The sequence below is a fragment of the Pontibacter sp. CAU 1760 genome (assembly GCF_054482735.1).
Genome location: NZ_JBTLRL010000007.1, coordinates 242,918 through 262,725, shown reverse-complemented (window position 1 = coordinate 262,725; position 19,808 = coordinate 242,918). Strand labels below are relative to the sequence as shown.

Sequence of the window (19,808 nt, the reverse complement as noted above, 5' to 3'; positions counted from 1 at the left end):
GAGAGATAGTTAAAAGCTGTCTCTCTTTTTTTACTTTTGCGCCCACATGAGCCTACGCTATTATATCTTCTTAAGAGACGTTCTCATCCTGGCCTTCACCGCATTCGGGGGGCCACAGGCGCATATAGCCATCATGTTCAAGCTGCTGGTGGAAAAACGCCGCTATCTCACCGAGCAGGAATTGATCGAGTTGAACGCGCTCTGCCAGATACTGCCCGGCCCCACCTCTACCCAAACCATCACCGCGATCGGCTTTAAGATAGGCGGCCCCAACCTGGCTTACCTCACCCTTTTCGTCTGGATTGCCCCTGCTGCCATCTTTATGGCGTTAGCCGCGGTGGGCATTTCATTCCTGCAGGAACAGGGCATTTCGCTGGATTTCCTGAGGTATATACAACCCATGGCGGTTGGCTTTGTGGCTTATGCCGCTTACATGATCAGCGCCAAGGTGATTCATACCAAAACAGCCACTATACTGATGGTGGTATCGGCTGTGCTGGCCTATTTCTTTTCCTCGCCCTGGGTTTTCCCGGCTCTGCTAATCGCTGGCGGAGCCATCACGGCGCTACGGTTTAAGCAGCACCCCCTGGAAGAGAACAAGCGCATGCATATCCAGTGGGCTAATTTTTTCCTGTTCGGAGGAGTGCTGATTGCGGCAGCCGTGCTGGGCGCCACCACCTCTTCGCTGCCAGTGCGCTTGTTCGAGAACTTTTACCGGAATGGCAGCCTGGTTTTTGGCGGCGGCCAAGTCCTGATCCCTCTGCTCTATACCGAGTTTGTGGATTTCAAGCACTACCTCACCGGCGAAGAGTTCCTGTCGGGGTATGCGATTGTGCAGGCGCTGCCAGGCCCCACCTTCTCCTTCTGCTCCTTTGTAGGTAACCTGGCCATGCGGCAGTATGGTATAGCCGGTCAATTGCTCGGTTCCTTTGTGGCTACTATTGGCATCTTCCTTCCGGGCACCTTCCTGATTTTCTTTGTGATCCGGTTTTGGGATGAGTTGAAAAAGTATCGGGTGGTACGGGCCTCGCTGGAGGGTATCAGCGCTGTCAGTTCGGGTATGGTGGTTGCGGCAGCCATCCAGCTTTATCACCCCATCGAAAATACCCCTCTGAACTTCGGCATTGTTGTCGCTACCTTCTGCCTGCTGATGTTCACCCGTATCCCGGCGCCGCTACTTATCATTGCGGGCTTGCTGCTTGGATTTGTGATATAGCAAAGATCCTCTCATCTCAATCTCATCGCTTATATAGCTAGTCCGGCTCAAGCATCTCAACGCTGTATGCTCAACCTATAAACAGGAAGGCCCAGCTGAGTTTCCTCCGCCGGGCCTTCCTGTTTCACGCTTTTCGTCGTTTTTATCTAATGATATTCAGCAGGTACTCGCCATAGCCGCTCTTACGCAATGGCTCGGCCACCCGCTGCAGTTGCTCGGCGTTGATGAAACCCATGCGGTAAGCCACCTCCTCTATGCTGCCGATCTTGAGCCCCTGCCTTTCCTCGATTACCTGCACAAAGGTGGCCGCCTGCATCAGCGACTGAATCGTGCCCGTGTCGAGCCAGGCGGTGCCGCGGTCCAGGATGCCCACCTTCAACTTGCCTAGCCGCAGATACTCCTTGTTTACGTCCGTGATCTCATACTCCCCGCGCGGGCTGGGCTGCAGGTTCCTGGCGATCTCCACCACGTTATTATCATAGAAGTAGAGGCCCGGCACGGCAAAGCTGGACTTAGGCTGCTTCGGCTTCTCCTCAATGGAGATGGCCACCTTTTTCTCATCGAATTCCACTACGCCGTAGCGTTCCGGATCATGCACGTGGTAAGCGTACACCACACCACCATCCGGATTGTTGTTGGCCTGCAGCAGCTTGCTCATACCCGACCCATAGAAGATGTTGTCTCCCAGGATCAAGGCAACCTTGTCGTCCCCTATAAACTCCTCCCCGATCACGAAGGCCTGCGCCAGCCCGTTGGGCTCCTCCTGCACGGCATAGCTAAAATTACACCCGATCTGGCGGCCATCGCCTAAAAGCCGCTCGAATAGCGGCAGGTCGTGGGGCGTGGAGATGATGAGGATGTCCCGGATACCGGAGAGCATCAGCGTGGACAGCGGGTAATAGATCATCGGCTTGTCGAACACTGGCATCAGCTGCTTGCTCACCGCGATGGTGAGCGGGTGCAAGCGCGTGCCGGAGCCCCCGGCGAGTATGATTCCTTTCATGTCGTTTCGTTGTTTGTTGTCAGTTGCTCGTTTTTCGTTCCGTATAGATGGTTACTCGCTTCATGCTCCTGCTTTCCCTTTTCGGCAGTGCGCAAAAACCGAATAACAATCAACGAGCGACGATCAACGGTGTGTATACTGCTTCTCGTAATAGCGTTGGTAATTGCCTGAAGTCACGTTCTCGAGCCACTCCGGGTGCGTCAGGTACCAGTCCACTGTTTTGCTGAGGCCTTCCTCAAACGTTACAGATGGCTTCCAACCCAGCTCGTTCATCAGCTTCGAGGAGTCGATGGCGTAGCGCAGGTCGTGGCCGGCACGGTCTTTCACAAACGTGATCAGCTTTCGTGAATGCCCTTTTTCGCGGCCCAGCTTCTCGTCCATCTGGTCGCAGAGTAGCTCGATCAGGTCAAGGTTCTTCCACTCGTTCACGCCGCCGATGTTGTAGGTGTCACCCACCTTCCCTTCATGGAAGATCACATCGATGGCGCGGGCATGGTCGATCACATACAGCCAGTCGCGGACGTTCTCGCCTTTGCCGTATACCGGCACCGGGCGCTCATGCTGAATGTTGTTGATGGCCAGCGGAATCAGCTTCTCGGGGAAGTGGTTCGGCCCGTAATTGTTAGAGCAGTTCGAGATCTTTACCGGCAGACCGTAGGTATGGTACCAGGCGCGTACAAAATGGTCGGAGCTGGCTTTGGAGGCCGAGTACGGCGAACGCGGATCATAGGCCGTTTCCTCTGTAAACAGTCCGTCCTCGCCCAGCGAGCCGTATACCTCGTCGGTAGAGATGTGGTAAAACAGGTGCTGCTGCAGGTTGTCGGCCCAATGCTTACGCGCTGTGTTCAGCAGGTTCACGGTGCCGATCACGTTTGTCTGCACGAATGCCAGCGGGTCGGTAATTGAACGGTCTACGTGCGACTCGGCCGCCAGGTGAATCACGGCATCAAAGCGATGCTCCAGGAATATCTCTTCCAGGTAATCCGCCTCTACAATATCCCCTTTCAGGAAGGTATAGTTTGCCCTTTCCTCTATGTCGGTCAGGTTAGCCAGGTTGCCCGCGTAGGTCAGCTTATCGAGGTTAAAAATCTGGTAGTCGGGGTACTTGTTTACAAACAAACGCACCACATGCGATCCGATAAAGCCGGCACCACCCGTGATCAGTATTTTCATCTTGCTCGGTTTTAATTTTTGTTTTGGAGAGACACTTGCCAGTCCCAGGCGCTTTTCATGGCTTCATCCAGCGTGCTGGTTGTTTTGAAACCGAGCTCCTCGGTCGCTTTTGTGACGTCAGCATATATTTTCGGCACATCACCGGCGCGGCGCGGCCCTATTTTGTAGTTGAGCTTCTCGCCGGTGGCGCGCTCAAATGCCTGCACTGCTTCCAGCACGGTGTTGCCACGGCCTGTGCCTACGTTAAAAAACTCAATATCGGCCACCTTGCCTGCCAGCATACGCGCCACAGCTGTTACGTGCGCCTTTGCTAAGTCTACTACATGCACATAGTCCCGCACATTAGTGCCATCCGGCGTGTCGTAGTCGTCTCCGAAAATAGTTAGCTGCTCGCGTATACCGGCAGCTGTCTGGGTGATAAAAGGTACCAGGTTGCTTGGCACGCCCAGAGGCAGTTCTCCAATCTTAGCAGATGGGTGCGCTCCAATCGGATTGAAATACCGTAGCGCGATACTCTTCACGCTGCTTCCGCTGGCAGCCAGGTCCGTCAGAATCTCTTCGCAAATCTTCTTGGTGTTGCCGTAAGGCGAGTTGGCTTTCTGCACAGGCGTCTGTTCAGTTACTGGCAGCTTTTCCGGTATGCCATACACGGTGCAGGAAGAGGAGAACACCAGGTTGTATACCTTAAATTCCTCCATTACCTGTAGTAACGCTACCAGAGAGCCCACATTGTTATGGTAGTACTTCAGTGGCTGCCCCACGGACTCACCTACGGCTTTGTACGCCGCAAAATGGATGACACCGGCGATGTTCTGCTCTTTTTCAAATACCTGGCGCATGGCAGCGGCATCCGTACAGTCTACACGGTAAACAGGCACACTGTAGCCAAGTATGGCAGTAATTCCGTCTAACACGCTTTCCTCTGAATTAGAGAAATTGTCCATGATCACAGGTTCGTAACCTGCTTCCGCTAATTCAACTACGGTATGTGAGCCGATGTAACCGGCACCGCCGGTTACCAGAATTTTTGCTTTTGCCAATGTTCTAATCGTTATAGTTTTAAGCTAGATTACTTTCAAAATGTTGTGGAGGCAGTGCCAGCATACAGTGCGTACCCCCTTGCAAGGTATAAACTTCTCCGGTTTCAGGGCAAGTGGCCTTGTGCTCGGCATCGAAGTGCAGCCTATGCCCATAACGGCTTACCCACCCCTGGTGTCGGGCCGGGTTGCCATACCACAGCGCGAAGGCCGGTATGCTTTTGGTCAGCACGGCCCCTGCCCCCACCATCGCAAAGGCGCCGATCTCTATCCCGCAAACCACCGTCGCGTTCGCACCGATGGTAGCGCCCTCCCGAATAACCGTAGGCCTGAACGCTTCTTTGCGATTAACGAAACTACGAGGGTTTAGCACGTTGGTAAACACCACCGAGGGACCGATAAACACATCATCTTCGCAGGTTACACCTGTATAAAGTGATACGTTGTTCTGCACTTTTACATTGCGCCCGAGCACCACTTGCGGTGAGATAACTACGTTTTGCCCGATATTGCAAGCCTCGCCAAGGCGGCTCCCGCTCATGACATGCGAAAAGTGCCAGATACGTGTGCCCTGTCCAATATGGCAGCCCTCGTCAACTATCGCGGTTTCATGCACAAAGTAGGTCATCAGTCGTGGATTAACGCATTCGCAGCCAAGCAGGGCCTTTAGATGCAATGAATATTTAATTTCCTCAAATTCACTTTACGCCAAATACGATGCGGTCTTTGCCGAACAGGTCCTGTACCACACCTGCTGCTGAGAATCCCTGCTGCAGCAACAGCGCTTTCACCTCCTGCCCATACCGTTCGTTGATCTCAAAATAAAGCATACCTCCCTGCCTCAACAGTTGTCCTGCTACCTCCGCAATCCTGACATAATACCTCAAAGCATCGGTATCTGGCACAAACAAGGCGAGGTGTGGCTCGTACAGCAACACATTGGGGCGCATCTGCTGCTTCTCATCCTCCAGCACATAAGGCGGGTTACTGATGATGATATCCAGCGAGGCTACGGGCAAGGCGTTGATTGGGTCGAAAATATCCTGCTGCAGCCACGTTACAGGCAGGTTATACCTGGCAGCATTGGCTTTTGCTACTTCCAGTGCCCCCTCTGATATTTCCAGGCCATAGACAGTGGCGCCAGCTAAGTTGGCGGCCAGGGCCAGCGGAATGCAGCCGCTCCCGGCGCAGATGTCGAGTACCTGCAACCCTTGCCGCTGCCCATGCTGTTTCAGCACAAGGTCAACCAGTTCCTCCGTCTCGGGCCTCGGGATTAATACCCGCTCATCCACCAACAGGTCCAGGCCATAAAAGTGCGCCTCGCCCAACACATACTGCACTGGTTCCTGCCCTTGCAAACGTGCTACCGCAGCCTCGATGGCCTGCTCCTGCGCCTCGCTTACTGGCTCCTGCTTATTCAGGCTCAACTGCACCCTGCTCTGCTGCAGCACATGCTCCAGCACCAGTTGCGCAATACCCCCGGCCTCAGGCTCGGGATATACCTCCTGAATGTGTTGGCGAATAAGCTGCTGCATTTGCTGAATCGTGGGCACGGCTATTTTTCGTTAGTTTTCGGTAACTTTACAAAAGTAACTTTTTTGAGTTAGATAGCAGGGGAATTAGAATTTAGAAACCAAGGAAGTATCGCTTTAAGCCCTTGGATACATAAGCTAAGGCGGTTGATTTCCCTTCCTCCTACCTGCCCCTGGCTCGGAACTCATAATTCTTTAACTGGAAAAGACTTCGCATAACCCATGGCCTCCTCTGACGAAAGATACATGCGCCGCGCACTGGAGCTGGCTAGCCTGGGCAGCGGCTATACTAACCCTAACCCGATGGTGGGCTGCGTGGTGGTGCACGGGGGGCAGATAATTGGGGAAGGTTGGCACAGGCAATACGGTGGTCCGCACGCCGAGGTGAACGCCGTAGCAGCGGTGCAAGACAAAAGCCTTTTACCCAAAAGCAGGGTATACGTTACGCTGGAGCCTTGCTCGCATTTTGGCAAGACGCCCCCCTGCGCCGACCTCCTCATCAGCTGCGGCGTGAAAGAGGTGGTAATCTGCAACACCGACCCGAACCCGCTGGTTGCCGGCCGTGGCATTCAGCGGTTAATGGCAGCGGGGGCGCAGGTAAAAGTAGGCGTCTTGGAGGAGGAAGGGCTGGAGCTGAACAAACGCTTCTTTCATTTCCATACCAAAAAACGCCCTTTCATACTCCTGAAGTGGGCCGAGACTTCTGATGGCTTTATTGCTGCACAGGATTATACCTCTGTGCAGATCAGCGGCAGACTTACCCAACGGCTCGTGCACCAATGGCGCTCGGAAGAGCACGCCATCATGGTGGGGAGCCGCACGGCGCTGCACGACAACCCACGCCTGAACACCCGATTCTGGCGCGGGAAAAGTCCGTTGCGCCTGGTCATTGACAAAAACCTGCAGCTGCCCCCTTCCCTGCACCTGTTTGACGGAAGCCATCCCACGGTAGTTTATACCTATCAGGCTCGGGAGGGGCAGGAGAACCTAACCTTTGTACAATTACAGGCACAGGAGCCGCTGTTACCCCAGATCATGGAAGACCTGTACCGGCGCAACGTGCTCTCGGTGATGGTAGAGGGTGGTGCCTTTCTACTGACCAGCCTGTTGCAGGCGGGCCTGTGGGATGAGGCTATTGTGCTGAAGAGCCTGCAAAAAAACCTGGGGCAAGGCATTCAAGCTCCCACCATCATAAACGGGCGTTTGCAGCATACCCAAACATTAGGCCCTGACCAATTGTTGCACTACCTTAACAGGTAACAATTAGCAGTTAGCAATTAACAATCACATATTCAGTCATTCAAAAATCACTCATTCAAAATTAGAACATGGCAGAATCACTTTTGATCGATGCAGCCCTTAGCAAGGAGGAAAAATACAAAGCCCTGTTACCGCAAATCGAAGCGTTAGTAACCGGCGAAACAGATTTAATCGCGAACATTTCTAACCTGGTGGCTGCCCTCCGACAGGGGTTTGGCTTCTTTTGGGTAGGCGTATACTTTAACAAAGAAGGCCAGTTGGTGCTGGGTCCTTTTCAGGGACCGGTGGCTTGTACCCGCATCCCGTACCACAAAGGTGTTTGCGGTGCTTGCTATACCCGCCAACAAACCATTATTGTGCCCGATGTAGAAGCCTTTCCCGGCCATATAGCCTGCAGCAGCGACTCTAAATCAGAGATAGTAGTGCCTGTGATAAAAGACAGTGAAGTGAAACTGGTACTGGATGTAGACAGCGATCAGTTAAACGACTTTGATGAAGTAGACCAGAAATACCTGGAGCAACTGATGAAGCTGGCGGAAAGCTGGTATTAGTTTTCCGTAGCACGATAACATTGCGATGAGCAAGCCCAGTTTAGCCTGACTTGCCGAGTATATAAACAGAGCGACCGCTGCAGTCTATACCTGCAGCGGTCGCTCTGTTTATACTATTGTCTTGATACGGATATCGTGCTACGTGCTATGCAGTAAATTACCCAAACAAGGTTGGGGGCGCTGTTTTCAGCTGTGCGATAACGGTCTGGCCGCCCTTCGTTTTCTGGCCAAGCTCCACTTTTATCTCTGTGTCGAGCGGCACGAACACGTCCACGCGCGACCCGAACTTGATAAAGCCGAACTCCTCGCCCTGGCTTACCTCATCCCCCTCATTCACATACCATACAATACGGCGCGCCATGGCTCCGGCAATCTGGCGGAAAAGCACCTCGGGCCCTGCCGTAGACTCTACCACAACCGTCGTGCGCTCGTTCTGCGTGCTCGATTTCGGGTGCCAGGCCACAAAGTAGTTGCCTGGGTGGTACTTGAAGTACTTCACAATGCCAGAAACCGGGTTGCGCGTGATATGCACGTTGATCGGTGACATGAAAATCGAGATTTGCTTGCGCTTGCCCTTGAAATACTCCGGCTCTTCTACTTCCTCAATCACCACTACCTTCCCATCCGCCGGAGCCGTGATCAGGTCTTCGTGCAGCAGCAGGTTCCGGTAAGGGCTGCGGAAAAACTGAAGAATCAGCAGGAACAGAACGGCTGATACCGCTGAAAAGATTTTGTTGAATGTGGCGTTCTCTGCATTAAAATTGTAAAGCAGCAAGTTGAGCACCAACAAAACCAGCAGCGTAAAAAATAGAATTCTCCGTCCTTCTTTGTGAATCTTCATCAGTTTTTATATTATCCTCAGGATCCTTGTAAGTTTACAATAGCCCATCCTCTTTACGAGGATGGGCTACGATCCCGGTTCAAAAATAATAAACTTACGTTTATTGTTATAAAATTTTAATATTTAGAATCCGCCGCGATACTTATAAGTCATCGCCACCTTATCGATCGCCACGATGTAAGCCGCGATACGCATTGGCACATTGTACTTCTGCGACGCCGCGTACACGCGCTCAAACGCCTCATTCATGATACGCTCCGCACGCTCGTTCACGCGCTGCAGTGTCCACTTAAAGCCCATGCGGTTTTGCACCCACTCGAAGTAAGAAACCGTTACACCGCCCGAGTTCGCCAGGATGTCCGGCACCACCATAATCCCTTTCTCGTTGATGATGCTGTCGGCTTTGTAAGACGTAGGGCCGTTTGCACCCTCTACAATCAGGCGGGCCTGAATCTTGTCTACGTTGTGGATCGTGATCACATCCTCTACCGCAGCCGGTACCAATACATCCACTTTCGCGATCAACAGGTCTGCAGGGTCCATCATCTCAGCTCCTTTGTAGCCTTCCAGGCGACCGTTGTGCTGGTTCTTGTACTCGATGGCCTCGTCGATGTCGATGCCGTTGTCGTTCCAGTAAGCACCACTCACATCGCTAATCCCTAAAATCTTCACGCCACGTTCCGCCATCAGTTTGGCAGCCCAGGCGCCCACGTTACCAAAGCCCTGCACCACGGCAGTAGACTTATGCGGGTCCATCCCCAGTTTGTCCATAGCAGCCATCGCCGACACCATCACGCCACGGCCTGTTGCCTCTACGCGGCCCAGTGAGCCACCCAGTACCAGCGGCTTACCTGTTACCACAGCATGTACTGTAGAACCCTTTGTTTTGGAGTATTCATCCATCAGCCACGCCATTTCGCGCGGACCTGTACCCATGTCCGGTGCAGGTATATCCTGGTCCGGGCCAAAAAGGTCTACCAAAGAGGAGGTATAGGCTCGGGTCAGGCGCTCGATCTCGCCGGCAGACATAGAGTATGGGTCGCAGATGATACCGCCTTTGGCACCTCCGTAAGGAATGTCCACTACGGCGCACTTCCACGTCATCCAGGCAGCCAGGGCTTTCACCTCGTCCAGGAACACATCCGGGGCGTAGCGGATACCGCCTTTCGATGGGCCCAGGATGTTGGAGTGCATCACACGGTAGCCTTCGAACACGCGCACCTTCCCATCGTCCATGGTCACGGGCACGTTCACGATCACCTGGCGTGTCGGGGATTTTAAAACATTATATACTTCTTCATCCAACCCCAGCACCTCAGCCGCCACGTTAAAACGCGACATCATCGACTCGAAAGGATTCTCCCTGTCCTTAATCGGCGCAGGCTCTTTATATAACATCATTTGTTAGAGTAGAAAAATAGTGAGTAATCAATTATTCGGCAAAGTTGATAATATTAAAGGCAACCTCCTACGGGCGGTGCGCAATTTTTTTCAGAAGATTTTGAGGAAGGCCACTACGAAAGGGATGGCCATCAAAAGGCTGTCGAAGCGGTCCAGCAGCCCTCCATGGCCCGGCAGCAAAGTGCCTGAGTCTTTTACGCCCAGGCTGCGCTTCAGCATCGACTCCACCAGGTCGCCCAGCACACCAAACACCGCGACAATCACCCCGACAGACACCCACTGGTATACCTCCAAATCAGTCAGGAAAAGGGACAGCCCATAGCCAACAGCCACGGCCAGCAGGGTGCCACCTATCCAGCCTTCCCAAGTTTTGCCTGGCGAGATGCGCTCAAAGAGCTTATGCTTGCCAAAGTTTTTGCCGGCGATGTAGGCACCCGTATCGGAGGCCCAAATCAGCAGCATCAACCCCAGCACCGGCTGCCAGGTATACGCCCCTTCAATAAAGGCCAGCAGGTGCAGCAGCCCGAAGGAGCCGCCCACATATACCGCGCCCAACACAGTGAAGGCAATGTTGGTGAATGGCTGCGGCCGCTTGCGGTACAACTCATAAATAAAGACAGAGAACAGCACTGGCGGCGACAAGTAAAGTATTTCCCCCGGCATTACGTCGGCCTGTACCAGAAACACGGAGGCAAAGAACAAACCGCCCAGTAGTTTCCCGATGCCGCGGTTAGCGTGTATGCCCTGCACCCGCACGATCCGGTAAAACTCGCCAATGCCCAACAGTGTGAGCCCCATAAACAACAGGAAGTACGTCCATTGCCCGTAATAGATGCTTCCTATAAAAACGGCGGCACCCAGCACCCCCACAATAACACGTTGACTTAAATTACTAAGGGCGGATATCTTGTTGCTCATGCATCGGATTTGTGTCGGTAGGGCGACAGGTCTCGTGATTGGTTTTAAGGGTTAGCAGCTTATGCGTGGTATTTCTCCTCTTCAGCTTCGGCCACACTCTCAGGTCGCACCGGCAGTGCCATATACTGCTGGTAAAGGTAATAGATAACTGCAGCACTTAGCACGATTGAAAGGAAAATCAAATATAGCGGCATGGATTCGGTGCTCTCGATATCGGCATCCACCGTTTTGGTCTGGTAAAGGTAGAGCATCACCACCGTGAAACCATTGTTTACAAAGTGCGCCACAACAGGCACCACCATGCGCCCCGACCAGAAGTACAGGTACCCGAACAACGCGCCCAGCAGCACCCTTGGTACAAACCCAAAAAACTGCACGTGAATCGCACCGAAAATAAGCGCCGCCAGCCAGATGGCCACATGCATGTTGCCGAGCCACCGGTGGAACTGCCGCTGCGTGATGCCCCGGAACACAATTTCCTCGCCAATGGCCGGAATCAGAGCAAAGACCACTAAGCCCACCAACAAGTCTGTAACAGTATCGAAGCGGGTGATGAGCTTCATGATCTCGGCCAGCTGGTCCTCCTGCTGCCGCGCCCAGCGCTCAAATCCGTCCATAAAAGCGGGGAAGTCCAGGTTGGCGTTCCAGTTAATTACAGCAGAGTTGGCCGGCATGATCATTACAATCAGCAGGCCGCTTAGCAGCACCAACCAGAGTTGGGGCTTTACTTTCCAGTTCAGGTAGCTGTCCAGGTTATACCCTATGGTGCGCAGCAGGATGATCGGTCCGATAATAAAGGAGATAAACTGCAACACAGCCTGCAGCAGCAGCATCACGCCTGGCCCCTGCGGGTGCGCGGCCGGGTCCGTCACGACTTCCATTAGTTGGAAAACACTGATCCCGAAGATCCACTTTGCCAGCAGGCTAACTAAAAACGTGGCCACAAAATAGCCCCCCGCCATAAACACCAATAGCAGCAAAAGTACCCAGAACGGGTGCAGATCTTTGGAGATGAAACCTTTCATACAGAAGATTAGGTTTAATTGACGTAAATTTACGCGAAAAAAAAGATTTAGCTGTGGTAAAGATAGCGAACATAGAACTGGGCGAGTTTCCGCTGCTGCTGGCACCGATGGAAGATGTAAGCGACCCGCCCTTCCGGAAGGTGTGCAAGGCCAACGGGGCAGACCTGATGTATACCGAGTTTATCTCGTCGGAGGGGTTGATACGCGACGCTGCCAAGAGCATCCAGAAACTGGACATATTTGATTACGAGCGCCCGATCGGCATCCAGATTTTCGGTTCGGATATTGAGTCGATGCGGGAGGCGGCCATTGTGTCGGCCCAGGCCGGGCCTGACCTGATCGACATCAACTACGGCTGCCCGGTAAAGAACGTGGCTTGCAAAGGCGCCGGCGCCGCCCTACTGCGGGACATCCCGAAGATGGTGAAGATGACCGAGGAGATCGTGAAGGCCACCAACCTCCCCGTGACGGTAAAAACCCGACTGGGCTGGGATGAGGAGACCAAGTATATTGTAGAAACTGCCGAGCGCCTGCAGGACATCGGTATTCAGGCACTGAGCATACATGGCCGCACCCGCGTGCAGATGTACAAAGGCGAGGCCGACTGGAGCCTGATTGCGGACGTGAAAAACAACCCGCGCATGAAGATTCCGATCTTTGGCAACGGAGACATCGACTCGCCGCAGAAGGCCCTGGAGTATCGCAACAGGTATGGCGTAGACGGCATCATGATCGGCCGCGCCAGCATTGGCTACCCCTGGATCTTCAATGAAATCAAGCATTACATGGAGACCGGTGAAATGCTTGCAGGGCCAACCCTGGAGGAGCGTGTGGCCGTGTGCCGCCAGCACTTCACGCACTCGCTGGAGTGGAAGGGCGATAAACTGGGTATTTTTGAGATGCGCCGCCATTATACCAACTACTTCCGTGGCCTTCCGCACTTTAAGCCGCTGCGCATGCGCCTGGTGCAGTCCGAGGACATCCAGGAAATCTACGACACACTGGAAGAGATCGCCCAAACGATGAGCTACGAACCAGTAGAGAGTTAAGAGAGTTATAAAGTAATAGAGCTGGGGAGTTGAAGGCTGTGTATGTATAGACTGTCTTCGGTTCCCAGCTTTTATACATGCCGCTTTGCCTAAACACACTGCCGCCCCCATACCCTTCCCAAATTTAACGCCCAAACATTCTAACTTATCAAAACCGCCACTACTCCCGCACCAACCAAAGCCACCAACAACGCCTTGGCCTGGTTCCTGATCACAGTCCTGACCCTGATATGGGGAACATCCTTTATTCTGATGAAGAAAGGGCTGGTGGTTTTCTCTGCTGGCGAGGTGGGTGGTTTGCGCATGGCGATCGCTAGCCTGGCACTGCTGCCGTTTGCCCTCCGGCATATCCGCAAAATGGAAAAGGAGAAGTGGAAGTACTTAGCCGGAAGCGGCTTGCTGGGTAATTTCCTGCCAGCATTCCTGTTTGCCTACGCCGAGACAAGGCTGGCCAGCGGATTGGCCGGTGTGCTTAACTCGCTTACCGCCCTGTTCACGCTGCTGGTGGGCGCCTTGTTTTTCCGGCAAGCCATTACCTGGATGCGGATGCTGGGAATTGTAATCGGCATCGCCGGCACCGCTATCCTTATTTTCTCGGGCAACGGCAGCGCCGACCTCGACAATAAGTACTATGGCATTTATATCGTGCTGGCCACTGTCTGCTACGGCGGTAGCGTTAACATCATTAAGCACCGCCTGCAGGGCAGTAAACCGATTGTTATTTCTAGCCTGGCTTTACTGACCGTGGGGCCACTGGCTTTGGCCTACCTGGCTACGACCGATGTGGTGGACAAGCTGCAGCATATACCCGGCGCCTGGGAGGCTTTTGGGTACATCTTTATCCTGGCTGTGCTTAGTACTGCCTTTGCGCTGGTGCTTTTCAACAAGCTCATTCACATTTCTACCACGCTCTTTGCCAGCTCCATCACCTACCTTATACCCATTGTGGCGCTGATGTGGGGCTTGCTGGACGGGGAAACCATTCAGCTGCTGCATTACCTCGGGATGGTGGTGGTGCTGGCTGGTGTGTACATTGTCAACCGGGCGAAATAAGGCTGGCTATTCGCGGATGAGCTTGTAGCGGTATAGCTTGCCGTTCAGCTCTACGTTCAGCACATAGACACCGTGCGCATACCCTTCGCCAATCAGCAGTGGCAGTTCTGTTGCGCCCTGCCTAACCTGCACATCCTGGTGGAACAGCTCTTTGCTCACTATATCCTGCAAGCTAATTTTGGCAAGTCCTGCGGTTATGGCCTCGATACCAAGCTTTACCTGATCGCGGAATGGATTAGGGTAAGCTACCAACGTGGTGCTGCGCGCATCCCCAAAATCAACCACCACAGGCCCGTACAGTTTTGTGGTGCCATTCAGGTCACGTTGCCGAAGCCTGTAGTAACGAACGCCGTGTTTCCCATTTTCCTGGTCAGCGTAGGTATACTCCTGCTTTGTTTCTGACGTGGATCGTTTGCTCGGCACAAAGCCAAGCGTGCGGTATACTCTTCCGTCTTCAGACACCTCCACCCCAAAGCCAGCATTGTCCTCTTCCATAGCAGTGGCCCAGGCTAGCACTACATCCACACCTGCCCTAGCCGCAGTGAAGCGGGTAAGCTCGACAGGCAGCGGACTGTCCTGGCGGCCAATGGTAAAGTACCCGTTATAGCCGGAGTCTGTCGCCCGCACCTGGTTGCCCGCTGGTGTTGCGCTTGGGAACATGGTGCGCCAAAACGATGACTCGTCGTTTCGGTCAGACCAATAAATGATCAGCTCCTCCTCCTTGCCTACCATGTTATCTTTCAGCTCATGTCCGAAGTAGCTCATGGTGATATTTACCCGATTATCTTTGTTTGGTGTGGTGGGCTGCAGCAGGTAAGCACGCTGAATGTTATTGCCGTTACCAAGTTCGCCGCTTGCACCCGTCAGGCGTAGTAGCTTCAGTTCTCCCGGTGTGCCTTTAGTGGGAGTCATGCTCATACCCATGTTGCCGAAGGTCTCTGTAGTGGTAACGGTGCGCGTTGTTTCCACAGCTCCGGTTACGTAATGGCTCCCAGACTCTGAGATTGTGGCAGCATTGCCGAGTACAAACTTATACGGTCCGGTTGCTACATTCCCACCTGTCAGCTCCAGCTTATCAACAATGGTGGCATTGGCCTCCAAAGTTTTTTTCCCTCCCCCCGACGCAAGCACGCCATGATAATCGAGGCCGGGCATGGTCTGTGGTTCAGTGCCGTTAAAATTTAATACACTACTGTTTGAGAGCAGGTCTGCGGCAGCTCCATCTGTCAGGGTAAAAGCGCCAAAAACGCTTGTGGTACCTGCCCCGAAGGTTTTAGTGCCGGCATTTTGCAAAGCAAGGTTGCCATAGGTCAAAGGCTTTACAGTTTGTGTGCTGCCATTATACACCACCGTGCTCGTTTGCTTAAGTGTATAAGTACCGAAATCCGGAAATGCCTGAGAACCGCCGACCTTTATGGTCGCGCCATCCGAAAGCAAAAAGGTTGTTCCTCCTGTCGCTTTCTTTGTAAGAGCCGAGGCTCCTAGGTCCAGGGTACCCGATGCAATGTTTACGCTCTGTAATCCGGAAATCTCCTTTCCTAAAGAAACGGTTGTAGTGGCTCCCCCCTTGCTAATCCGCAACTCGCTTATATTATACACACCGGTTCCTGAAATGCTTGCCGGGTTTGATCCTGCTAAGTCTATTTTATTGGCTGTTGCATACAGGTTTGTGCCATTGTGCAGCAGGTTTCCGTGCAGGTTGATGTTCTGGCTTATGGTGAGGCTTGCTCCAGTTTTAACTGTTAGTCCGCCCAAGGTGGTGGTTGTGCCGGTTCCGCTCAGGGTGGAGGCAGCCCCGTCAAAAATCAGGTTTGTGCTGCTTGCGCTGATTGTGCCATTATTTACAAGGCTCTTGCTCAGCGTCAGGTCCACAGCGGCATTGTTCAAAGTTGACCCGCTGGAAACGGTCATGGTATTGGCTATTGTGGCATTCCCTTGAAACGCACGGGCGGAAACATCCTGAAATGTCAGATTGCCATATCTTCTGGACGCTATCCCACCAGTGCCGCCTGAATAAATCACATGGCTATTATCCCCTAAGTTATTGGCAGTGAAATTAGAAGGAAATACGGCTGCATTGTTTAATCGCAGGGTGGCGTTATCAGCCAAGGTCAGTGTTCCGCCTTCACTGCTCCGGTTTAGGGTATGCCCGTCTAGCACCAAAGTCCCGCCTAGCACTTGCAAGTCACCGCCAAGGGTTATGTTGCCGGTTGTGGTCAGGCTGGAAGCTGCTTTGTTTACTTTAAGGTGATGAAATGCAGTAGGAGCCAGCGTCTGTGCGGCGGCACCGGAAAAAGTGATCGTGCCGGTGTTCGGTATAAAAGCTCCTCCCACGGTCCAGTTGCCTTTCAGATCCAGTTCAGAGTTTCCGACAGTTTCTAGAGTACCCGCATCAATCCTTACGTTGCCTGCTACATTGAGCACAGGAAGGTCTAAGGCTAGTTTGCCAGCACCACTGATGGTCAGGGCGCCGGTCATGCTGTGTGCAGTTGCCGCGGCATAAGTTGCTGTTCCGCTTGTTTTGCTAACAGCCAAGTGATGGTAAGCAATTGCTGTCACTGCCTGAGTACCCGAACCATTGTAATCTACCGTCGCTGCGTTTGTGGTGGCGTCTGCTGCAGCGTTGGTTAATGTGAAGGCTCCTGCGATGCCCGTTATGCCAACACCCAATTTCTTGGTGCCTCCTGTGCTAAAGCTCAGGTTGTGATAATTGATCGGAAGCACATCTTGCGCACCTGAGCCTTTGTAATCTATCGTACACCCATTGGCAGTTGCGTTTAATGTACCGGCTGCCGTCAGCGCCCCATTTATACCTAAGGTGGCGTTGGCAGAGAGCGTCAGGCTTCTGCCCGCCGGTACATCAGCAGAGAAAAGGTCATGTCCCCCACCGAAAGTGGTAGCAGCACCATTAAAAGTGATTTTACCGGCAGAAGCCGTTAGCTTAGCTACACCGCTCAATGCTGCGTTTATAGTAAAACCATTTGCTGTTGAAGATGCGGCAGCGATGTTTAGCGTAGAAAAAGTGGCAGTGCCGGGCGTATTGATTTGCTTCCCTGCACCGTTCATGGTTACCGTCCCCGCTGTCGCATTAAAAGATTTTCCTGTATCCACAGTCAGATCCCCGCTCAAAGTCAGGTTTACTGCAGTGTTTATCGCGCCTTCTATTTTCAGGTTATTGAACCCCGCAGCACCAGCAGTACTGGAGATACTTTTCCCAGTCCCCGACATGACCACTGTACTGGTATTCCCGTTGTAAGTGCCGTTCGCCGCCCAGCTGCCAGCTACAGTATGCGTTGCGCTGCTGCCATTCAAAACAGCCCCTGCGTTAACCGTTAAGTCGCCGTTTGCGGTAAAGGCCCCGTTCGCGGTCTTAGCCCCTCCGTTTGCGAAAGCCAAATGGTGATACGTGGTGCTCAGCACTGATTGAGCAGCTGTACCGTTATAGGTTACGGTGTTGGGTGTGTTAGCCGTCACGTTGAAAGTACCTGTACGGGTTAAGGCACCAGCCACATTCAGGTTGGCGTTGGCGAGCATTGTCAGGCTTGTACCAGAAATGTCAACATTAAAGAGGTTGTGTGAATTGCCAAAGGTAGAGGTACCGCCGAATTTAACAGTGCCCGCTGTAGCCGTTAAGGCACTTGTACCGCTCAATGAGGAGTTGATTGTAAAGCTACTTGACGTAGAGGTAGCACCCGCAATGCTTAATCCAGAGAAAACGGCTGTACCCGAAATAATGATGCTTTTACTGGCTCCGGCCATGGTTACTGTGCCGGTTGATGCAGAAAATGACTTACTATCGTTTACAGTAAAATTGCCATTAACCGAGAAGTCAACGCCTGTTGCCACAGTGCCGTCTATGGTTAGGTTCTGGAAGCTATGGTTTGATCCGCTGATAGTTTTTGCAGTTCCGGCCATTGTCAGCGTGCCGTTAGCCGATTGCTTATAGCCCCCTGACCCATCAACATTCCCCAACACCTTAAGCGAAGGGAAGTTCACGGTTACACTTGGTCCATTGATGGTCAGGTTATTAAACTCAGGCGCGCTTGTTGTGCCTGAGATAGCCTTGCTTGTACCTGTAAAGGTCACGGTGCTGGTGCTTGGCGCAAAGGTGCCATTGGTTACCCAGTTTCCTCCAACTGTATGTGAGGTGCTACCGCCGTTAAAGGTGGAGGTTCCGTCGATCAGCACATTGCCATTAACCGTAAGGTTACCGGCAGCCGTAGCAGAAACCGCTCCTTGAGTTGTAAAGTTGCCAGCGATGGTCATAGCAGTTGCGGGCAGGGTTTTCGTGCCTGATGTGCTTAGTGTTAAGTTGCCATAGGTTTGGTGGGCAACCGTTTGATCTGTACCATAATAGTCAGTGGTACTGTTTGCATTGAGCGAGACTGCAGCGTAGTTTGTTGGGAAAGTAGAGTTAGTACCTCCAATTTTCAGGCTTGCTCCGGACAGCACATTAAAAGCACCTCCCGTAGTTGTTCGGTTTAAGGTAAAGCCCTGAAGATCCAGTGTGCCGGAGTTCACGGTTACATTCCCTGCAATCGGAGTGCTTGCCGCCAGGCTTTTAGTACCTGCGTTTCTAACCGTTAAATGCCCATAATTTCGGTTTGCGATTGTTTGCTCTGCGCCGTAATACTCTACTGTGCTGTTGGCATCGAGCGATATGGAGCTATAATTTGCAGGGAAGTAATTATCATGCGCTATCTTCAATGCCGTCTCGCTAGCTAAAGTAAGGCTACCTCCGTTAGAGACTCTGTTTAAGGTTGAAGTTTGCAAGTCTAATGTGCCGCCATTGACAGTTAAATCACCTCCAACACCTGTATTCGTGTTTAATAATTTTACACCTCCACCCCTTATACTTAAATTCCCATAGTTACCACCTCCTAACATCACCTGCGTGCCTGATAATGCCCCGTAAATAACAGTACTTGAGGCTGGTAGCGTAGTGCTTGAAGGGGGTTTCCCGTAATTATCAAAAAAAGATGGAGCCATGACTATCAGTGTTGCCCCAGCGGATACATTAAAGTCTGAATTGCTTGCCTGACTCTCGAACGTAACTTTATTCAGGTTCGGATTAAATGTGCCTGTAACGTGTAAACCATTTTCAATTGAAGTCCAAAGCGATTTAATGTGAATACTTTGCTCAAGGTACATGCTCCCAGAGATGACTAAATAAGCAAATGTTGAAACAGAAGCCCCCCCTATCAACTTATTGATACCTGAGAGGGTTAACTTAGTTGCCGTCGCAGATCTTCCTGATCCCATCGGTGCCACCTCATTCTGAAAATTCCCGTTGTTTACCCAGTTTCCCCTTACTTCAACAGTGGATCCTTTAATTGTAAAGTTTGCATTGGCGCCAATCGTCACATCGCCATTAGAAAGGAAGCCTTTATCAGTATCGATTATTAGGGAGGCTCCGTCCTGTATAGTTAATGAGGCACAACTCAGCAGTCTGCTATTAGAACTTGCAACAGGCTTGTTTGTAGTATTAGGAATAATCGCGTGAACTGTAGAGGTGGGTTCACTGTTGCTCCAATTCGAATCCTTATCCCAACTTTTATCTGTGTTTCCAGTCCAAGTGGTCGTTTGGGCTATAGCCCCTGAAAGACCTGCGCCAAGCAGTATAAATATGAAAAGGGTTACTTGGGAAGCAAGTGCTTTACTTGCCTGAATTGGATTTAGCATTTTTATAGTTGCCAATTACACAATCGATGTGTTGCTGCTATGCTAACCCATCAAAGAAATCACTCCA

Annotated in this window: 15 protein-coding genes; 5 read left to right on the top strand and 10 right to left on the bottom strand. The window is 52.3% G+C overall.

Annotated features, from left to right (window positions below; translation table 11 throughout):
• Positions 1-46: 46 nt before the first annotated feature.
• Positions 47-1,216 (top strand): chromate efflux transporter, encoded by a 1,170-nt coding sequence (chrA, locus tag ACXYMU_RS12350; protein WP_458986700.1) that lies wholly within the window; start codon positions 47-49, stop codon positions 1,214-1,216.
• Between the two features lie 142 nt (positions 1,217-1,358).
• On the opposite strand, the gene rfbA is transcribed toward chrA, so the two are convergent.
• The 5 genes from rfbA to prmC all read right to left on the bottom strand — a co-directional run bounded on the left by rfbA (position 1,359) and on the right by prmC (position 5,982).
• On the bottom strand, positions 1,359-2,219 hold the full coding sequence (gene rfbA, locus ACXYMU_RS12345) for a glucose-1-phosphate thymidylyltransferase RfbA (RefSeq protein ID WP_458986699.1): 861 nt from the start codon (positions 2,217-2,219) through the stop codon (positions 1,359-1,361).
• A 123-nt stretch (positions 2,220-2,342) separates the two neighbouring features.
• Positions 2,343-3,392 (bottom strand): dTDP-glucose 4,6-dehydratase, encoded by a 1,050-nt coding sequence (gene rfbB / locus ACXYMU_RS12340; RefSeq protein ID WP_458986698.1) that lies wholly within the window; start codon positions 3,390-3,392, stop codon positions 2,343-2,345.
• 11 nt (positions 3,393-3,403) lie between these two features.
• Positions 3,404-4,432 carry a UDP-glucose 4-epimerase GalE gene (galE, locus tag ACXYMU_RS12335; protein WP_458986697.1) on the bottom strand — a complete coding sequence of 343 codons (1,029 nt, stop codon included), beginning with the start codon at positions 4,430-4,432 and terminating at the stop codon, positions 3,404-3,406.
• A gap of 19 nt (positions 4,433-4,451) precedes the next feature.
• Entirely contained in the window at positions 4,452-5,057 is a 606-nt protein-coding gene (locus ACXYMU_RS12330) for an acyltransferase (RefSeq protein WP_458986696.1), read from the bottom strand.
• Positions 5,058-5,127: 70 nt separating this feature from the next.
• The gene (gene prmC, locus ACXYMU_RS12325) at positions 5,128-5,982 is read right to left on the bottom strand and encodes a peptide chain release factor N(5)-glutamine methyltransferase (protein ID WP_458986695.1); all 855 of its coding nucleotides are present in this window, start codon (positions 5,980-5,982) and stop codon (positions 5,128-5,130) included.
• Positions 5,983-6,183: 201 nt separating this feature from the next.
• On the opposite strand from prmC, the gene ribD reads away from it, so the two are divergent.
• The gene (gene ribD / locus ACXYMU_RS12320) at positions 6,184-7,221 is read left to right on the top strand and encodes a bifunctional diaminohydroxyphosphoribosylaminopyrimidine deaminase/5-amino-6-(5-phosphoribosylamino)uracil reductase RibD (RefSeq protein WP_458986694.1); all 1,038 of its coding nucleotides are present in this window, start codon (positions 6,184-6,186) and stop codon (positions 7,219-7,221) included.
• A 68-nt stretch (positions 7,222-7,289) separates the two neighbouring features.
• Positions 7,290-7,772 (top strand): GAF domain-containing protein, encoded by a 483-nt coding sequence (locus ACXYMU_RS12315; RefSeq protein ID WP_458986693.1) that lies wholly within the window; start codon positions 7,290-7,292, stop codon positions 7,770-7,772.
• A gap of 157 nt (positions 7,773-7,929) precedes the next feature.
• On the opposite strand, the gene ACXYMU_RS12310 is transcribed toward ACXYMU_RS12315, so the two are convergent.
• From ACXYMU_RS12310 to ACXYMU_RS12295, 4 genes are all read right to left on the bottom strand, one after another.
• Positions 7,930-8,613, bottom strand: a complete 684-nt coding sequence (locus ACXYMU_RS12310) for a phosphatidylserine decarboxylase family protein (protein ID WP_458986692.1) — start codon at positions 8,611-8,613, stop codon at positions 7,930-7,932.
• A gap of 123 nt (positions 8,614-8,736) precedes the next feature.
• Positions 8,737-10,011, bottom strand: a complete 1,275-nt coding sequence (locus tag ACXYMU_RS12305; protein WP_458986723.1) for a Glu/Leu/Phe/Val family dehydrogenase — start codon at positions 10,009-10,011, stop codon at positions 8,737-8,739.
• Positions 10,012-10,104: 93 nt separating this feature from the next.
• On the bottom strand, positions 10,105-10,932 hold the full coding sequence (locus ACXYMU_RS12300) for a phosphatidate cytidylyltransferase (protein WP_458986691.1): 828 nt from the start codon (positions 10,930-10,932) through the stop codon (positions 10,105-10,107).
• Between the two features lie 59 nt (positions 10,933-10,991).
• Positions 10,992-11,957 (bottom strand): CPBP family intramembrane glutamic endopeptidase, encoded by a 966-nt coding sequence (locus tag ACXYMU_RS12295; protein WP_458986690.1) that lies wholly within the window; start codon positions 11,955-11,957, stop codon positions 10,992-10,994.
• A gap of 53 nt (positions 11,958-12,010) precedes the next feature.
• Here ACXYMU_RS12295 and dusB point away from each other — a divergent pair, with 53 nt between their 5' ends.
• Positions 12,011-13,006 carry a tRNA dihydrouridine synthase DusB gene (gene dusB / locus ACXYMU_RS12290; protein ID WP_458986689.1) on the top strand — a complete coding sequence of 332 codons (996 nt, stop codon included), beginning with the start codon at positions 12,011-12,013 and terminating at the stop codon, positions 13,004-13,006.
• A gap of 195 nt (positions 13,007-13,201) precedes the next feature.
• Complete coding sequence (locus ACXYMU_RS12285) at positions 13,202-14,059, top strand: DMT family transporter (RefSeq protein ID WP_458986688.1); 858 nt, start codon at positions 13,202-13,204, stop codon at positions 14,057-14,059.
• Positions 14,060-14,065: 6 nt separating this feature from the next.
• On the opposite strand, the gene ACXYMU_RS12280 is transcribed toward ACXYMU_RS12285, so the two are convergent.
• Positions 14,066-18,766 carry a beta strand repeat-containing protein gene (locus ACXYMU_RS12280; RefSeq protein ID WP_458986687.1) on the bottom strand — a complete coding sequence of 1,567 codons (4,701 nt, stop codon included), beginning with the start codon at positions 18,764-18,766 and terminating at the stop codon, positions 14,066-14,068.
• Between the last annotated feature and the right edge of the window lie 1,042 nt (positions 18,767-19,808).

Excerpts from the sequence above, each read along its gene's own strand:
- chrA (WP_458986700.1), top strand. The coding sequence starts at position 47 with ATGAGCCTACGCTATTATATCTTCTTAAGAGACGTTCTCATCCTGGCC.
- rfbA (WP_458986699.1), bottom strand. The coding sequence starts at position 2,219 with ATGAAAGGAATCATACTCGCCGGGGGCTCCGGCACGCGCTTGCACCCG.
- rfbB (WP_458986698.1), bottom strand. The coding sequence starts at position 3,392 with ATGAAAATACTGATCACGGGTGGTGCCGGCTTTATCGGATCGCATGTG.
- ACXYMU_RS12330 (WP_458986696.1), bottom strand. The coding sequence starts at position 5,057 with ATGACCTACTTTGTGCATGAAACCGCGATAGTTGACGAGGGCTGCCAT.
- ribD (WP_458986694.1), top strand. The coding sequence starts at position 6,184 with ATGGCCTCCTCTGACGAAAGATACATGCGCCGCGCACTGGAGCTGGCT.
- ACXYMU_RS12315 (WP_458986693.1), top strand. The coding sequence starts at position 7,290 with ATGGCAGAATCACTTTTGATCGATGCAGCCCTTAGCAAGGAGGAAAAA.
- ACXYMU_RS12310 (WP_458986692.1), bottom strand. The coding sequence starts at position 8,613 with ATGAAGATTCACAAAGAAGGACGGAGAATTCTATTTTTTACGCTGCTG.
- ACXYMU_RS12305 (WP_458986723.1), bottom strand. The coding sequence starts at position 10,011 with ATGTTATATAAAGAGCCTGCGCCGATTAAGGACAGGGAGAATCCTTTC.
- ACXYMU_RS12300 (WP_458986691.1), bottom strand. The coding sequence starts at position 10,932 with ATGAGCAACAAGATATCCGCCCTTAGTAATTTAAGTCAACGTGTTATT.
- ACXYMU_RS12295 (WP_458986690.1), bottom strand. The coding sequence starts at position 11,957 with ATGAAAGGTTTCATCTCCAAAGATCTGCACCCGTTCTGGGTACTTTTG.